Source organism: Celeribacter baekdonensis (genome assembly GCF_900102315.1).
Taxonomy (GTDB): domain Bacteria; phylum Pseudomonadota; class Alphaproteobacteria; order Rhodobacterales; family Rhodobacteraceae; genus Celeribacter; species Celeribacter baekdonensis.
Map to the genome: position 1 here is coordinate 167,553 of NZ_FNBL01000007.1, position 15,873 is coordinate 183,425.

Annotated in this window: 15 protein-coding genes; 6 read left to right on the forward strand and 9 right to left on the reverse strand. The window is 57.3% G+C overall.

Going from position 1 to position 15,873, the window contains the following annotated elements:
- Positions 1–11: 11 nt before the first annotated feature.
- Genes BLT54_RS13265 through BLT54_RS13275 form a run of 3 tightly spaced genes read left to right on the forward strand, consistent with a single transcriptional unit; the run spans position 12 to position 2,418 of the window.
- The gene (locus BLT54_RS13265; RefSeq protein WP_074645771.1) at positions 12–938 is read left to right on the forward strand and encodes a bifunctional riboflavin kinase/FAD synthetase; all 927 of its coding nucleotides are present in this window, start codon (positions 12–14) and stop codon (positions 936–938) included.
- The gene (locus BLT54_RS13270; protein ID WP_074645773.1) at positions 935–1,384 is read left to right on the forward strand and encodes a YcgN family cysteine cluster protein; all 450 of its coding nucleotides are present in this window, start codon (positions 935–937) and stop codon (positions 1,382–1,384) included. The genes BLT54_RS13265 and BLT54_RS13270 overlap by 4 nt, the downstream gene beginning before the upstream one ends.
- Positions 1,384–2,418: a threonine aldolase family protein gene (locus BLT54_RS13275; protein ID WP_074645774.1), complete on the forward strand. Its 1,035-nt coding sequence runs from the start codon at positions 1,384–1,386 to the stop codon at positions 2,416–2,418. Before BLT54_RS13270 ends, BLT54_RS13275 begins: the two co-directional genes overlap by 1 nt.
- On the opposite strand, the gene BLT54_RS13280 is transcribed toward BLT54_RS13275, so the two are convergent.
- Entirely contained in the window at positions 2,415–3,014 is a 600-nt protein-coding gene (locus tag BLT54_RS13280) for a 2-hydroxychromene-2-carboxylate isomerase (RefSeq protein ID WP_074645775.1), read from the reverse strand. The two genes, BLT54_RS13275 and BLT54_RS13280, sit on opposite strands and share 4 nt — an antisense overlap.
- A 208-nt stretch (positions 3,015–3,222) precedes the next feature.
- Between BLT54_RS13280 and BLT54_RS13285 the strand changes: the two genes are divergently transcribed.
- Positions 3,223–4,239, forward strand: a complete 1,017-nt coding sequence (locus BLT54_RS13285; RefSeq protein ID WP_074645776.1) for a ribose-phosphate pyrophosphokinase — start codon at positions 3,223–3,225, stop codon at positions 4,237–4,239.
- Between the two features lie 85 nt (positions 4,240–4,324).
- Here the strand turns inward: BLT54_RS13285 and BLT54_RS13290 are convergent, their stop codons facing one another.
- From BLT54_RS13290 to BLT54_RS13325, 8 genes are all read right to left on the reverse strand, one after another.
- Positions 4,325–4,594, reverse strand: a complete 270-nt coding sequence (locus BLT54_RS13290) for an H-type lectin domain-containing protein (protein ID WP_342707855.1) — start codon at positions 4,592–4,594, stop codon at positions 4,325–4,327.
- Between the two features lie 270 nt (positions 4,595–4,864).
- Positions 4,865–5,275: a F0F1 ATP synthase subunit epsilon gene (locus tag BLT54_RS13295; RefSeq protein ID WP_074645778.1), complete on the reverse strand. Its 411-nt coding sequence runs from the start codon at positions 5,273–5,275 to the stop codon at positions 4,865–4,867.
- A gap of 135 nt (positions 5,276–5,410) precedes the next feature.
- On the reverse strand, positions 5,411–6,835 hold the full coding sequence (gene atpD, locus BLT54_RS13300; protein ID WP_074645779.1) for a F0F1 ATP synthase subunit beta: 1,425 nt from the start codon (positions 6,833–6,835) through the stop codon (positions 5,411–5,413).
- 19 nt (positions 6,836–6,854) lie between these two features.
- Positions 6,855–7,727, reverse strand: coding sequence for a F0F1 ATP synthase subunit gamma (locus tag BLT54_RS13305; protein WP_074645780.1), 873 nt, complete (start codon positions 7,725–7,727; stop codon positions 6,855–6,857).
- A 23-nt stretch (positions 7,728–7,750) separates the two neighbouring features.
- Positions 7,751–9,286 (reverse strand): F0F1 ATP synthase subunit alpha, encoded by a 1,536-nt coding sequence (gene atpA, locus BLT54_RS13310; protein WP_009572973.1) that lies wholly within the window; start codon positions 9,284–9,286, stop codon positions 7,751–7,753.
- Positions 9,286–9,846, reverse strand: a complete 561-nt coding sequence (locus tag BLT54_RS13315) for a F0F1 ATP synthase subunit delta (protein ID WP_074645842.1) — start codon at positions 9,844–9,846, stop codon at positions 9,286–9,288. The genes atpA and BLT54_RS13315 overlap by 1 nt, the downstream gene beginning before the upstream one ends.
- Before the next feature lie 536 nt (positions 9,847–10,382).
- On the reverse strand, positions 10,383–11,231 hold the full coding sequence (locus BLT54_RS13320; protein ID WP_074645781.1) for a DUF481 domain-containing protein: 849 nt from the start codon (positions 11,229–11,231) through the stop codon (positions 10,383–10,385).
- Between the two features lie 317 nt (positions 11,232–11,548).
- Positions 11,549–12,298, reverse strand: a complete 750-nt coding sequence (locus BLT54_RS13325; RefSeq protein ID WP_074645782.1) for a class I SAM-dependent methyltransferase — start codon at positions 12,296–12,298, stop codon at positions 11,549–11,551.
- A gap of 62 nt (positions 12,299–12,360) precedes the next feature.
- Here BLT54_RS13325 and gloB point away from each other — a divergent pair, with 62 nt between their 5' ends.
- Positions 12,361–13,140: a hydroxyacylglutathione hydrolase gene (gloB, locus tag BLT54_RS13330; RefSeq protein WP_074645783.1), complete on the forward strand. Its 780-nt coding sequence runs from the start codon at positions 12,361–12,363 to the stop codon at positions 13,138–13,140.
- Between the two features lie 351 nt (positions 13,141–13,491).
- Complete coding sequence (gene clpA, locus BLT54_RS13335; RefSeq protein ID WP_074645784.1) at positions 13,492–15,825, forward strand: ATP-dependent Clp protease ATP-binding subunit ClpA; 2,334 nt, start codon at positions 13,492–13,494, stop codon at positions 15,823–15,825.
- The last annotated feature ends 48 nt before the right edge of the window (positions 15,826–15,873 follow it).

Sequence of the window (15,873 nt, forward strand, 5' to 3'; positions counted from 1 at the left end):
CGAGGAGCCCCATGCAGATTCACACGCACTGGACCGACATTCCTGACGAGGCCAAAGGCTGTTCTGCCGCCATTGGCAATTTTGATGGTGTACACCTTGGTCACCGCCGTGTCATCGACCTCGCGCGCCAACATGGCCCGCTGGGTCTTGTCACCTTTGAACCCCATCCGCGTGAATATTTCGCCCCTGGTGCCCCGCCCTTTCGCCTGATGAATGCCGAGGCCAAAGCCAATCGGCTGGCGAAACTGGGGGTTGAGCAGTTGTTTCAACTGCCGTTTGACGCCGACATGGCGGCGATGACCCCAGACCAATTTGCCCGCAGCGTGATCAAAGACGGGCTTGGCCTGACGCATGTCGTGGTCGGGGCCGATTTTTGCTTTGGCACCAAACGGGCCGGCACTGTCGAGGACCTCAAACGGTTTGGCGAGGACATGGGGTTTGGCGTCACCGTGGCCGAGCTTTTGGAAACCGATGGTGGTGTGTCGTCCTCCTCGGCGATCCGCGTGGCTTTAGCCGAAGGCCGCCCGCAAGATGCCGCCAATATGCTGGGCCACTGGCACCGCATCGAGGGTATGGTCGGCCATGGCGACAAACGCGGTCGCGACCTTGGCTTTCCGACGGCCAACATGTCCATCGCCGGACTGCACGCGCCAAAATTTGGCGTCTACGCCGTGCTGGTCGATGTCCTCACCGGCCCGAACAAAGGCAATTACCAAGGTGCCGCCTCCTTGGGCGTCAAGCCGACCTTTGGTGCCAACCTGCCGTGCCTTGAGACTTTCGTGTTTGATTTTGAAGGCAATCTTTACGACGAACATCTCTCCGTCGCCTTTGTGGAGTACCTGCGGCCCGAATTGGTGTTCACCGACCTGAACGCCTTGATCACGCAGATGAATGCCGATTGCGAGTGCGCGCGTCAGATCCTTGGCGCTCTGGAATGAGCACGCGCCCCCGGTTCTGGGAAACCGTCCCGCTCAAAAAGATGACGCCCGAGGAATGGGAAGCGCTGTGTGATGGCTGCGGCAAATGTTGCCTCAACAAGATCGAGGATGCGGACACAGGCGAGGTGTTTTTGACCCGTGTCGCCTGTCGCCTTTTGGACGATCAGTCCTGCCAATGCGCCCAATATCAGATCCGTAAAAACCTTGTGCCTGAGTGCATTCAACTCAGCCCCGAGACCATCGAAACCCACGCCTATTGGATGCCCGTCACCTGCGCCTATCGCCTGTTGTGGCAGGGGCGCGAGCTGCCCGACTGGCACCCGCTGTTGACCGGAGATCCCGAAAGTGTTCATGCTGCCGGCGTCTCTGTGCGCGGACGCACCGTCCCGGAATTCGAGGTCGATGAGGACGAGTGGGAAGACTATATCATTGAGGAACCGAGCTGATGTTTTTTGGGTCTGACAACACCTCCGGCGTGCATCCGAAACTGATGGAAGCGCTGGCCAAAGCCAATGACGGCTACGCCGCCCCCTATGGCACGGATCGCTGGACGGCGGAATTGACCGAGCGGTTGCGTGACCTGTTTCAGGCCCCGGACGCTTTGGTCTATCCGATGACTTCGGGCACCGGCACCAATGCGGCAATCCTGGCGGCGATGACCCCGCCTTGGGGCATCATCTATTGCCACAAAACCGCGCATATCGAGGTGGATGAACGCAACTCTGTGCCATTTTATTCCGGCGGGGCGAAACTCAAACCCTTGCCCGGCACGGCCAGCCGCCTCGCGCCCGAGGCTTTGCGCATCGAAATTCTCGCTGACACCGACAAAGATGACATTCACGCCAGCCCACCTGCCGCCGTCTCCGTGACCAACCTGACCGAATTTGGCGAGCTTTATAGCCCCGCGGACATCGCCGCGATCGCAGATGCGGCGGAGTTGCCGCTGCACTTAGATGGCGCGCGGTTTGCCAATGCGCTGGCGGCCTCGAAAGCCTCCCCATGGGAAATGACCCGCGAACTCGCAAGCCTCTCCTTGGGCGCGACCAAAACCGGCGCGATGGCGGCGGAGGCGGCGATCCTGTTTGATCCCTCGTTCAAAAATACCTTTGAAAGCAACCGGATGCGCGGTGGGCACAACCTGTCAAAAGCGCGCTACGTTTCGGCGCAACTGCTCGCATGGCTGGAGGATGATCTTTGGCTGGAGCTGGCAACCCAGGCCAATGCCATGGGCGCGCGATTGGCCGCCGGGATCACCGAGATCGGCGGCGATTTGGCCTATGAGGTAGCGGGCAATATGGTGTTTGCCCGCCTGCCCCGTGCCCAACACGCCAAAGCAAAGGCGCGCGGCGCGGTCTATAACCTTTGGGGCCCACAGCCTATGACAGGCGACCCGGATCAGCCGATGCTCGCGCGCTTTGTTGCAAGCTGGTCAACGACAGAGGCCGATGTGGATGCGCTTTTGGCGGCGTTTGCCGACTAAAGCGTCGCCAAATAGGCGTCCAGATCGTCCAACCGATCCTGCCCCCAAAACCGCTCATCCGTGTCGGTCACGATATAAAATGGCGACCCAAACACCCCGGTCAAAAGCGCATCCTCAAGGTTGCGCGCATAGACCTCTGCGCCCTTCAACATTCCGGTCATCGACAACATCGGATCAAAGCCAGAGGCCTCGAGCGCCTCAGTGATCACCGCGTCATCCGCGATATTTTTGTCCTCTTCCCAAACCGCGGTCAACAGGCGCTGCACCAATCCGTCGAGATCACCGCCCCCCGCCTCTTGCGCCGCGAGCACCGCATAGGAGGCAGGCGCAACGTTGGTCGGCCAGAATGCCGGCTCAAACTTCATTGGCTTGTCCAATTTGGCGGCAAAGCGTTTAAGTTCCTGCATCCGGTACAGTTTGCGCCCCTCGGCGCGCTGCGCCGGACGTGGCGCGCCAGTGCGGTCAAACAAGGTGAGAATGTCGAACGGTTTGTAGCGGACAGTCGCGCCGTGATCCGCCGCGATTTGGGCAAACCGGTCGCCCGCGAGATAGGTGAAGGACGACAAGAGCGAAAAATAGTAATCAATATGGGCCATTTGGTCCCTCCCGGTGGATGCGCTTTGACAGGACGTTACTGCGCGCGGGCATGACGGGAAACCGGTTTCACCGCAAAATGACGAGAAAGACACAGATCGCACAGCGCACCTTACCTCTGACATAGACGATGCGCGGTCTGAGTGGTAAGCGGTGGGCACGTTACGATTCCGTGACAGATCTGGCCAAATCACCTCGGGAAATGCGCTCATGCCCTCCACACACGAACCGAAAATCATTTCAGGAAATGCCAACCGCACGCTTGGCAACGCCATCGCTCGGCGCTTGTCGATGCACCGGGGCATGTCCATCGACCTGTGCGATGCGCGTGTGGAACGGTTCAATGACGGCGAGATTTTCGTCGAGGTCTATGAAAACGTGCGCGGCGAGGACATGTTTATCGTTCAGCCGACGTCGAACCCGGCCAATGACAACCTGATGGAATTGCTGATCATCACCGACGCACTGCGCCGTTCCAGCGCGGGTCGGATCACCGCCGTGATCCCCTATTTCGGCTACGCCCGTCAGGACCGCCGCACCAAAGCCCGCACGCCGATCACCGCCAAACTTGTCGCCAATATGTTGGTCGAAGCGGGGATTGAGCGGGTGCTGACGATGGATCTGCACGCGACCCAGATTCAGGGCTTTTTCGATATTCCGGTGGACAACCTTTACGCCTCGCCGGTGTTCGCCCTCGACATCAAACATAATTTCAAAGAGGGCCTGGAAGACATCATGATCGTGTCCCCCGACGTTGGTGGTGTGGCCCGCGCCCGCGAATTGGCGAAACGCATCGAAGCGCCGCTGTCCATCGTCGACAAACGCCGCGAAAAGGCCGGTGAAGTGGCCGAAATGACCGTCATCGGCAATGTCGCTGGCAAAAAATGTATCATCGTCGACGACCTTGTCGACACCGCAGGGACACTGTGTAAAGCGGCGGAACTATTGATGGAACATGGTGCCGCTGAGGTGCATGCCTATATTTCCCACGGCGTTCTCTCCGGCCCAGCCGTTGAGCGCGTGACCAATTCCAAACTCTCTTCACTGGTCATCACCGACTCGATTGAGGCCTCGGATACGGCGAAAGCCTGTAAAAACATCCGCATCGTGCCGACCGCGCCGCTGTTTGCACAGGCGATCATCAACACGTGGAACGGCACCTCTGTGTCCAGCTTGTTTGAAGACAAGACGCTGGTGCCGCTTTATGAGGGTGTCTATCACCCCTAAAGCGTTTCGGATTTAACGATCTGATAGTGAGACAAACGAAAGGCGCGATGGGACCTCCACGCGCCTTTTTCATGTCAGCCGTGGCTCAATAGAGGTTCCAGTCATCCTCATGACGCACCGGGCCGATGGCCATCCAATCGGCGCGCACGCGGGCAATCTTTGTGTCACCCCAGGTGCGGAAGACAATCACAAACCCGTCCTCGGAGACCATTTCGGCTGTTATATCAACGCGGTGGTTGGTGGTTTGATCAATGTCGAGCATCGACAGGCTGACCTGAACCATGGGGTTCTGACTAAACGCCTCGTCAAATTCGACGACACGCCGCAGCTCGCGCGGGCCTGTGCCCGTCCACATCGCTCCGCCGTCCTGAAAATCCGAAAAAAGCAGGATGGAACCCTGTTCTATTCCAATTTGATGACTATCAATTCGTAACATTTGGTCTTTTGATCTCTGTCCCCGATTCAGATTGCCCTAAAAGGTATCCAAAAGGGAAGCGGAAAAGGGCGAGCCAGGTCAATCGAATGCGCACTCTGGTTGCACTCAACGGACGCGCACCTGACATCAGGCATAGAAAAAGCCCCACAGCGCGAACTGCGGGGCTTTTCAAACCTGTGTCACAGCCAATCAGAGATTGGTGTGGAACCCAAGATCCTCGGCGATATGAACCAGATCAGCGAGGAATTTTTGGGTCATGTGATGTTCGTCGGGATGCGCTTCTTCGTGGGCTTTGGTGGCCTGCTTGAGAAGATCGGTGACGACCTCTTGGGACATTTCGCCCCGCGGCAGGGCCAGTTCGGCCAAAACAGAGATCGTGTCGGCGGACAGCTCGGCAAAGCCCCCCGTCACGACATATTGCTCCTCAACACCTGGACCGGTCGCGGTCAAAAGACCGGGACGCAGCGACAAGATGGTCGGCTCATGACCGGCCATCGCGGTGAGGTCACCATCGGCCCCCGGAATCTGCACCTGCTCCACGAGAACGGAGGTCAATTTCCGCTCAGGAGAGACGAGATCAAATTGGACATTAGCAGCCATGAATGGCCTCCTTCAAATGGTTTTCCCGGCATGTCGCTCACAATACTGGGGAAAACCTGTGCCCGATATTGATGTCGCGAGCGTTTCGAGATCAATCCCAGAGGGTCTGTATCTCGAAACGCTTAGGGTGAACGATTAAGCAGCTTCAGCGGCCAGTTTTTCGGCTTTTGCGAGCACGTCACCGATCCCACCAACCATGTAGAAGGCAGCTTCCGGCAGGTGATCGTATTCGCCAGCAACAACAGCTTTGAACGAAGAGATCGTGTCTTCGAGCGGAACCTGCACACCATCAGAGCCGGTGAACACTTTTGCCACGTCGAACGGCTGAGAGAGGAAACGCTGAATTTTACGGGCGCGCGCCACGGTCAGCTTATCTTCTTCCGACAATTCGTCCATGCCGAGGATGGCGATGATGTCCTGCAACGACTTGTAGCGCTGAAGGATGTTCTGAACGTCACGTGCCACCAAATAGTGCTCTTCGCCAACGATCTGCGGGTCCATGAGACGCGAGGTCGAGTCGAGCGGATCAACAGCCGGGTAGATACCAAGTTCGGAGATCGCGCGGTTAAGAACCGTGGTTGCATCCAAGTGAGCAAAGGTAGTTGCCGGTGCCGGGTCGGTAAGGTCATCGGCCGGAACGTACACAGCTTGGATCGAGGTGATCGAGCCGTTTTTGGTGGAGGTGATGCGTTCCTGCATCGCGCCCATGTCGGTGGCCAATGTCGGCTGGTAGCCCACAGCAGACGGGATACGACCGAGAAGTGCGGACACCTCGGAACCAGCCTGTGTAAAGCGGAAGATGTTGTCCACAAAGAACAGAACGTCTGCGCCGGTCGCGTCACGGAATTGCTCGGCCAAGGTCAGACCGGTCAAAGCAATACGCATACGCGCTCCGGGAGGCTCGTTCATCTGACCGTAAACCAGAGCAATTTTGGAGTCCGTGAGGTTGTCAGGAGTCAAAACGCCGGATTCGATCATTTCGTAGTAAAGGTCATTCCCTTCACGGGTCCGCTCGCCAACGCCGGCAAACACGGACAGACCGGAGTGCACTTTGGCGATGTTGTTGATGAGCTCTTGGATGAGAACCGTTTTACCAACGCCCGCACCACCGAAGAGACCAATTTTACCGCCTTTGGAGTAAGGGGCGAGAAGATCAATCACTTTGATGCCGGTGACGAGGATTTCGGCTTCGGTCGCCTGCTGGTCGAAATCCGGTGCTTCTGCGTGGATCGGACGGAATTCGGTGGCGTTGACCGGGCCTTTTTCGTCAACCGGATCGCCGGTGACGTTCAGGATGCGACCCAAGGTGGCCGGACCCACAGGAACGGTGATCGGACCGCCGGTGTCGGTCACGTCCTGACCGCGCACGAGACCTTCGGTGGCGTCCATCGCGATGGTGCGCACAGAGTTTTCACCAAGGTGCTGAGCAACTTCGAGAACCAGACGGTTGCCGTTGTTGTCGGTTTCAAGAGCGTTCAGAATAGCGGGAAGGTCGCCATCGAACTGAACGTCCACAACGGCGCCAATCACCTGCGTGATCTTGCCTTTTGCTTGTGCCATGTATCTGTCTCCGGTGTTCTTAGAGCGCTTCAGCGCCCGAGATGATTTCGATAAGCTCGTTGGTGATGACGGCCTGACGCGAGCGGTTATACTGGATCGTCAGTTGGTCGATCATGTCGCCTGCGTTGCGGGTTGCGTTGTCCATTGCGGACATGCGCGCACCCTGCTCGGAGGCCGCGTTTTCCAAAAGAGCTGCAAAGATTTGCGTGGCCACGCCGCGCGGCAGAAGGTCAGCCAAGATGGCCTCTTCGGACGGCTCATAATCGTACAGAGCGCCTCCGGCATCCTCGCTTGCCTCATAGGCGGCGGGGATGATCTGCTGGGCGGTCGGCACCTGTGTCACCACGTTTTGGAACTTCGAATAAAAGATCGTGGCCACATCATACTCAAGCGAGTCGAAGCGGGCCAAAAGACCTTTGGCGATGTTCTGCGCGTGGACATAGCCGAGCTTTTTGACATCAGAGAGGTCAAAATGTTCGACAAACAGATCCGAGTAATCGCGTTTCAACTGTTCACGGCCCTTTTTGCCAACGGTAATGATTTTCACCGTTTTGCCTTGGGCTTTGAGTTCAGCGATCCGCAGGCGCGCCAATCTTACGATATTGGTGTTGAAGCCACCGCACAGCCCCTTTTCAGAGGTCATGACAACGAGCAGCTGCACATCATCTTTCCCCGTCCCGGCCAGAAGCCGGGGCGCGGTATCAGAGCCACCTACAGAGGCCGACAACGCACCCAGCACAGCGTTAAAACGCTCTGCATAGGGGCGCGAGGCCTCGGCCGCATCCTGGGCCCGCCGCAATTTTGCGGCAGACACCATTTGCATGGCCTTCGTGATCTTCCGCGTGGATTTCACGCTGGCGATCCGGTTTTTAAGGTCCTTGAGGTTGGGCATCTAGCTGTCCTTAATCCTCGGGATTACGCGTAAGTCTTGGCGAATTCGTCCAGAACAGCCTTAAGCTTATCTGCAGGCTCGCCTTTGATCTTGGGATCTTCGTTTGTGATCCACTCAAGAATATCGGCGTGCTGGTTGCGCAGGAACTCAAGCATCTGTGCTTCATATTTGCCAACCTCTTTCACCGGGACTTTGTCCAGGTAGCCATTGGTGCCAGCAAAGATGACGCAGACGATTTCGGCGTTGGTCAACGGCGAGTACTGCGGCTGTTTCATCAACTCGGTCAAACGCGCACCACGGTTCAGCAAACGCTGAGTGGAGGCGTCAAGGTCAGACCCGAACTGAGCAAACGCTGCCATCTCGCGGTACTGAGCGAGCGACAGTTTCACCGGACCCGCCACGGAGGACATGGCTTTGGTCTGAGCCGAGGAGCCCACGCGGGACACCGAAAGACCGGTGTTCACAGCGGGACGGATACCTTGGTAGAACAGTTCGGTTTCCAAGAAAATCTGACCGTCGGTGATGGAAATCACGTTGGTCGGAATAAACGCGGACACGTCGCCACCCTGAGTTTCAATGATCGGCAGAGCGGTGAGCGAGCCAGACCCGAAATCTTCGTTGAGTTTCGCAGAGCGTTCCAGCAGGCGAGAGTGGAGGTAGAACACGTCACCCGGATAGGCTTCACGCCCCGGCGGACGACGCAGAAGCAAGGACATCTGGCGATAGGACACAGCTTGTTTCGAGAGATCATCATAGATGATCAAAGCGTGGCGGCCATTGTCGCGGAAATGCTCAGCCATTGCTGTGGCGGAATACGGTGCCATGAACTGCATCGGCGCCGGATCGGACGCGGTTGCGGCCACAACGATGGTGTATTCGATCGCACCGGTTTCTTCGAGCTTTTTAACAAGCTGAGCCACGGTAGAGCGTTTCTGACCGATTGCCACGTAGATGCAGTACAGTTTGTCGTTTTCAGACTTGGCTGCATCGTTATAGGATTTTTGATTGAGGATCGCGTCGAGAGCCACAGCGGTTTTACCGGTCTGACGGTCGCCAATGATCAGTTCGCGTTGGCCACGACCAATCGGGATCATCGCGTCCACGGATTTGAGGCCCGTTGCCATCGGTTCGTGCACGGATTTACGCGGAATAATGCCCGGCGCCTTGCTGTCTGCGATGCGACGCTCGGCGGTGTTGATCGGACCTTTGCCGTCAATCGGATTGCCCAGACCGTCCACGATGCGACCCAAAAGCGCGTCACCGGCGGGCACGTCCACGATGGACTTGGTGCGTTTCACAACGTCACCTTCTTTAATCGCGCGGTCGGACCCGAAGATCACGACACCGACGTTGTCGGCTTCAAGGTTGAGCGCCATCCCGCGGATACCACCGGGGAATTCGACCATCTCACCGGCTTGAACATTATCGAGACCGTACACGCGCGCGATCCCGTCCCCGACGGAGAGCACGCGCCCCACTTCAGCGACTTCGGCCTCTTGGCCAAAGTTTTTAATCTGCTCCTTGAGGATCGCAGAAATTTCGGCTGCCTGGATTCCCATTATCCGACCTCTTTCATTGCATTCTGGAGGGAGTTGAGTTTGGAGGCGATCGACGTGTCGATCATCTTCGAACCCACTTTAACGACAAGACCGCCGATGAGGGCTTCATCCACGGTCGCATTGATAGTCACGTCCTTGCCAAAGGTCTCAGAGAGGGTCTTGGCAAGTTTGGTGGTCTGCGTTTTGGTCAGCGCCTTTGCGGACGCAACCTCGGCCGTCACTTCGCCACGCTCTTCGGCAAGCATATCGCTCAAAGAGGCCACAAGTTGCGGCAGGGCAAAAATCCGGCGATTCTGAGCCATCAGCGCCAGAGTGTTGGACAAGATGTCCGACAGGCCAGCCTTTTTGGCGATGGCGACAATCGCGGATTCAAGCTCTTCGCGCGAATAGAGCGGCGAGGAGATGAGAGCCGTCAGATCGGCACTCTCACTGAGGGCGGTGGACAATGTTGCCACGTCTCCCTCAAGAGCCTTGATGGCATTGCCTTCTTTGGCCAATTGAAAAATGGCCGTTGCATAGCGTGCGGCGATGCCGCGGGAGATCGAAGCTGGTTCGGACACGTCCACCCTTCCGATGTCTTTGGGCCGTCTCCCAGCCGCCCCGTTGCCGGGATTTTGAACTGAGATTGGGCAGCTTGATAAACCCGCACGTCACACGCGCGAGCAGCAAAATCAGCGTGGATGTAGCAGAGGCTCATCCATGCCGCAACCTTGTTGCGCGACAGATTGGCGACTTTAGCGCCAACAGTTTGAAAGTTGCTTCGTTTGTATTTCAATACGTTAAGAAATCCGGGACGTGACGGCACAAAAAAAAATTATAGCAGAAAGTTTCGCCCCCCGTGCCGCATTCACGGAATCGTGCGATTCCCTGCCACAGGGCATCTCTCAGATGTCTTTTTCGGGCCGTGTGCGGCACAGCCCGCGCACAGCCCACGCACAGCCCGCGCCACGAAAGACACACGGGTTTCAGACCCGTTTCAGCAGCATGGAAGAGCAGTATGGAAGACCGGGGCATGTCAAAACGAAACATAGCGAAAACGGGGACCCTGTGGCCCCCGTTTCCCATTGCATACCTGATGTTGGTAAAAGCGGTCGCGTTATTTCAGCGAATAGACCAGTGACACGCCGAGTGTGTTGTCGGTGTGCTTAAAGCCCGCGAGCGGATCACTGTTGAACTCGGTCAAAAGCGACGTGCGCATGGCGAGCGGGCCGTTCAGCGACACGTTGAACGCCAAATCGTTGGTCACGGACGTGTCCGCGTCAGAGCCGATGATGTCCGTGTCGTTGGTGAAGAACATGCCATTGCCAATATCATAAAAAAGCTTGGAGCTGACAGATCCCGCGATCTCATCAATATCATCTTCGAACGAGCCATCCGCAACTTCGGCGTAACGGTAGCCCGGACCGGCCTGAAGCGACCAAGAGACGTCATTGGTGTTCACAACACGGTAGCCAAGACCGATCCCCACGAAGCTGTCCGTCTCATAAGAGCTGAACTCGTCGTATTTGGTGCGGATTTGACCATAGCCGTAGAGGTTCTCATTGAACATCCGGGTGTAGTCATAGGCCGCAGCCAGAGAGTTCGCGGTCGTGTCGTCTTCGTCTTCGCTGTAGTTGTAGCTCAAGGCGAAATCATGGCCGTTGATGCCATCCCCAAAGCCAAAGCGTGCGCCAATGCCGGCATCTTTGGTGTCAGAGTTGCCGGAGGTGGCGTTGACTGTAGCGGAGACGGAGCCATAAGCCCCGTTCATGCCTGCGCCGCGACCGAAATTGCGCGAGTCACGCGCGTCATCGAATTCGTCCTGAATGCGTTCTTCGATTGCATCGACATTATCATCAACAGCATCAACACTGGTAAACACCGTCGTGCTCTGGGCAAAGGCCGGGAGAGCGGCTGTCGAAAGCAAAAGAGCGGCGAGGGCGGGGGTGATTTTATTGAGACCCATAAATGAAGTCCTTTCCTAATTAAGAACACAAGGCTGCAATCCTGCGCGCCTTACCGACCTCATCTAAACGCTTGACCAAGATGCTCCAGAGCCGTCAGGGAAATCCCAAAATTCATTGTATTTCAGCAACTTGAGATGATTTTCGCCGATAAAATCTCGCCATTTTCCGCCCTATTTGGCGGCAATAAGCCGACAGTTTCACATCCGCGTGAAAGCCCTTGTCATAGAATACAGAAATTCAGCATGGTAATTCGGCAAGGGGCTGAGCGCTCCGACATCGCGCTCCGACATCGGCACACTCGATCAGACCGGTTTTATCAGACCGGTTTTGCCTCTGGAACAGGCCGCAACCCCTCCAACACCCGGCTGGGGCGGCGGACCGCTTCGGGGGTGCCTGATCCGGTTTGGGCGTAGACCTGTTTCGACACCTCAACCATCAACACCCCCCCCGCCAAAGCGGTAGAGACACGTCGCCCGACCCGTTCCCACACCGGCCCCCAGCGCAGCCAAAAGCGTTTGTGCGATGGCGGTTGAAACAATACGGCAGCGTGGCGTTCGGGGATGAACCCGGCTTGGCGCAATTGGCTTTCGAGTTGGCCCAACGAATAAGGACGACCGTAGCCAAAGGGTGTGCTGTCTGAACGAGACCAAAGCCCGCCCCGGTTTGGCACCACAAACAACGCCCGCCCGCCGGGGCCAAGCACCCGCCAACATTCCGCCAGCAAAGGCTGCGGATTGTCCGACGTTTCCAGCCCGTGCATCACCACCAATTTATCAACAAACCCGGTCTGGATCGGCCAGCGCGTTTCCGGGCACAGCGCCGACACATTGGGCAGACCTGCGGGCCAATGCATCACCCCCTGTTGATCCGGCATCAAGGCCACAACCCGACGGGCATCCTCCAGAAAGGGCCGCAACAATGGCGCAGCAAAACCAAACCCCGCCACCGTCTGACGCGAGGCATCGGGCCAAAATTCCACGACCTGATTGCGGATCGCCCGCTGTGCCGCGCGCCCCAATCCGGTCCGGTAGTAAAAATTTCTAAGCTCAACAACGTCGAGATGCATTGCAATCGGTAGCCTTGCGCCAAATGTTAAAGGAACAATGACCCAAAGCCGGAGAAAATGCTATGGCCCATGAGAAAGGCGTCGAGATCGTCACCGTCGCAGCCCTGTCTGACAATTACGATTTCCTCGTGCATGATCCGATCAGTGGCCGCACCGCTTTGGTCGACGCCGCAGATCCCGAACCGATTTTGGCGGCACTGGCAGAGCGCGGTTGGCACTTGGACGAGATTTGGCTGACCCATCATCATTGGGATCACATTGACGGCACGGCCGCACTGGTTGAGGCCACGGGCGCGCAGGTGACGGGCGCGAAAGCCGACCAACACCGCCTGCCACCTTTGACCCGCGTGGTGGAACCGGGGCAGAGTTTCGATTTTGCCGGGCATCAGGTCAATGTCTTGGCCGCCGATGGTCACACTGTGGGTCACATCGCCTATCACCTGCCTTCGGCCAAGGCACTTTTCACCGCCGATAGCCTGATGGCGCTTGGCTGTGGCCGCCTCTTTGAGGGCACGCCTGCGCAAATGTGGGACACGCTGAGCCGCTTTATGGCGCTGCCCGACGATACGGTGATTTATTCCGGCCATGAATACACTGCCGCCAATGCCAAATTTGCCAAAACGATTGAGCCCGACAATGCGGCCCTTTTGGCGCGGATCAACGACATCGAGGCGGCGCGGGCAAAAGGTTTGGCCACTGTGCCCTCTGTTTTGTCCTTGGAGCGCGCCACCAATCCGTTTTTGCGCGCAGGGCTCTTCGAGGTAAAAACCCATCTGGGCCTCACAGACGCCTCCGACCTTGAGGCGTTTACCGAGATCCGCGCGCGAAAGGATCGCTTCTGAGTCCTCAAAAGCGTTTCGGGTTTAAGGTGAGACACGGTTTAAACCCGAAACGCACGAAACCTAACGCGGTATGGGCGTCACAGAACAAACGCGTGATTCAGGTTTGGCCCGAAACGCTTTCTCTCCTTGCAATCCCTTCGCACTGTCATACATGTTTAAGAGATAAAGAGGGTAATCTGCGTACCAAACCGCCCAAATCTTGATGCCTCACAAAAAAGTAGAGGTGTTAACCACTTTTTTCCTTGAAGCGCGCGCGTTTCAATCGAACTTTAAGAGTATGAGGCCACGGTTATGGTTGCGGGGCCATGAAACGCCCCCCTCCAGACCCCGAAAGCAAGGAGCACAAAAGACGTGCCGTCATTTTCGAACACCCTTGAGCAAGCCATCCATGCAGCCTTGGCGCTGGCAAATGCCCGCCGCCATGAACTTGCGACCCTGGAACACCTATTGTTGGCCCTGATCGACGAGCCCGACGCGGCGCGCGTGATGCAGGCCTGTAATGTTGAGCTCGAGGAGTTGCGAAAAACCCTGCTGGATTACATAGAAGACGATCTTTCAACACTCGTCACCGATGTTGAGGGATCTGAGGCGGTGCCCACCGCCTCCTTCCAACGCGTGATTCAACGCGCCGCCATCCATGTCCAATCCTCAGGCCGCACCGAGGTCACCGGCGCCAATGTGTTGGTCGCGATCTTTGCCGAACGCGAATCGAACGCCGCCTATTTCCTGCAAGAACAGGACATGACGCGCTATGATGCGGTGAATTTCATTGCCCATGGCGTGGCCAAAGACCCCGCGTTTGGCGAGGCCCGCCCGATCACCGGCGCAGAAGAGCATGAGGATGAGGGCCCGACCTCGTCGCATCAACCCAGCAGCGAGGATAAAGAATCCGCGCTGGCCAAATACTGTGTCGATCTCAACAAAAAGGCGATCAAAGGCGATGTTGATCCGCTGATCGGTCGTGCCCATGAGGTTGAACGCTGTATTCAGGTGCTTTGCCGCCGCCGCAAAAACAACCCGCTTTTGGTCGGGGATCCCGGCGTTGGCAAAACCGCCATTGCCGAAGGTCTGGCCAAAAAGATTGTCGATGGCGAAACCCCGGACATCTTGGCGCATTCGACGATTTATTCGCTCGACATGGGCGCGCTTTTGGCCGGGACGCGCTATCGTGGTGATTTTGAGGAACGCCTGAAAGCGGTCGTCAAAGAACTCGAAGAACACCCCGACGCCGTCTTGTTCATCGACGAAATTCACACGGTGATTGGCGCTGGTGCCACATCCGGTGGGGCGATGGACGCGTCCAACCTTTTGAAACCCGCGCTTGCGGGCGGAAAACTGCGTTGCATGGGGTCCACGACCTATAAAGAATTCCGTCAGCATTTTGAAAAAGACCGGGCTCTGGCGCGTCGCTTCCAAAAAATCGACGTCAATGAACCGACCGTGGACGATGCGATCAAAATCCTTCAGGGCCTCAAACCCTATTTCGAGGAACATCACGACATCCGCTACACCCATGACGCGATCAAGGCCGCGGTGGAACTCTCTGCGCGCTATATCCATGACCGCAAATTGCCGGACAAAGCCATCGACGTGATCGACGAGGCCGGCGCCGCGCAACATCTGGTCGCGGAAAGCCGTCGTCGCAAAACCATCGGCACGAAAGAGATCGAAGCGGTTGTGGCCAAAATCGCCCGCATCCCGCCGAAAAACGTCTCTAAAGACGATGCCGAAGTGCTCAAAGACTTGGAGGCCACGCTCAAACGCGTTGTGTTCGGTCAGGACAAGGCGATCGAAACCCTGTCTTCGGCAATCAAACTGGCACGCGCTGGTCTGCGTGAACCCGAAAAGCCGATTGGCAACTATCTGTTCGCCGGGCCCACGGGCGTTGGTAAAACCGAGGTGGCGAAACAGTTGGCCGACAGCCTTGGCGTGGAATTGCTGCGGTTTGACATGTCCGAATACATGGAAAAACACGCGGTCTCCCGCCTGATCGGCGCGCCTCCGGGCTATGTCGGCTTTGACCAAGGCGGCATGTTGACCGATGGCGTCGATCAGCACCCGCATTGTGTGCTTTTGCTCGATGAGATGGAAAAGGCCCACCCGGATGTCTACAACATCCTGTTGCAGGTGATGGACAACGGCAAGCTGACCGATCACAACGGCCGCACCGTCGATTTCCGCAATGTGATCTTGATCATGACCTCGAACGCGGGGGCCACCGAGCAAGCGAAAGAGGCCATCGGCTTTGGTCGTGATCGCCGTGAGGGCGAAGATACGGCGGCGATTGAACGCACCTTTACGCCAGAGTTCCGCAACCGTCTTGACGCCGTGGTGTCCTTTGCGCCGCTGCCGAAAGAGGTCATCATGCAGGTGGTCGAGAAATTCGTGCTGCAACTTGAGGCCCAGCTTATGGACCGCAATGTGCATATCGAACTCACCCGCAAAGCGGCGGAATGGCTCGCGGACAAGGGCTATGATGACAAAATGGGCGCGCGTCCGCTGGGCCGCGTGATTCAGGAATACATCAAAAAACCGCTGGCCGAGGAATTGCTGTTTGGCAAACTTTCCAAAGGGGGCGTGGTCAAGGTCGGCGTCAAAGATGGGCAGATCGAGCTGCGCGTCGAACAACCGGACGCCCCGCGTATCGGGCGGCAGAAAAAGCCCCCCCTGCTCACTGCGGAGTGATCGCAACACTGTTTGAAAAGGCCCCGTCAGAACTTGACGGGGCCTTTT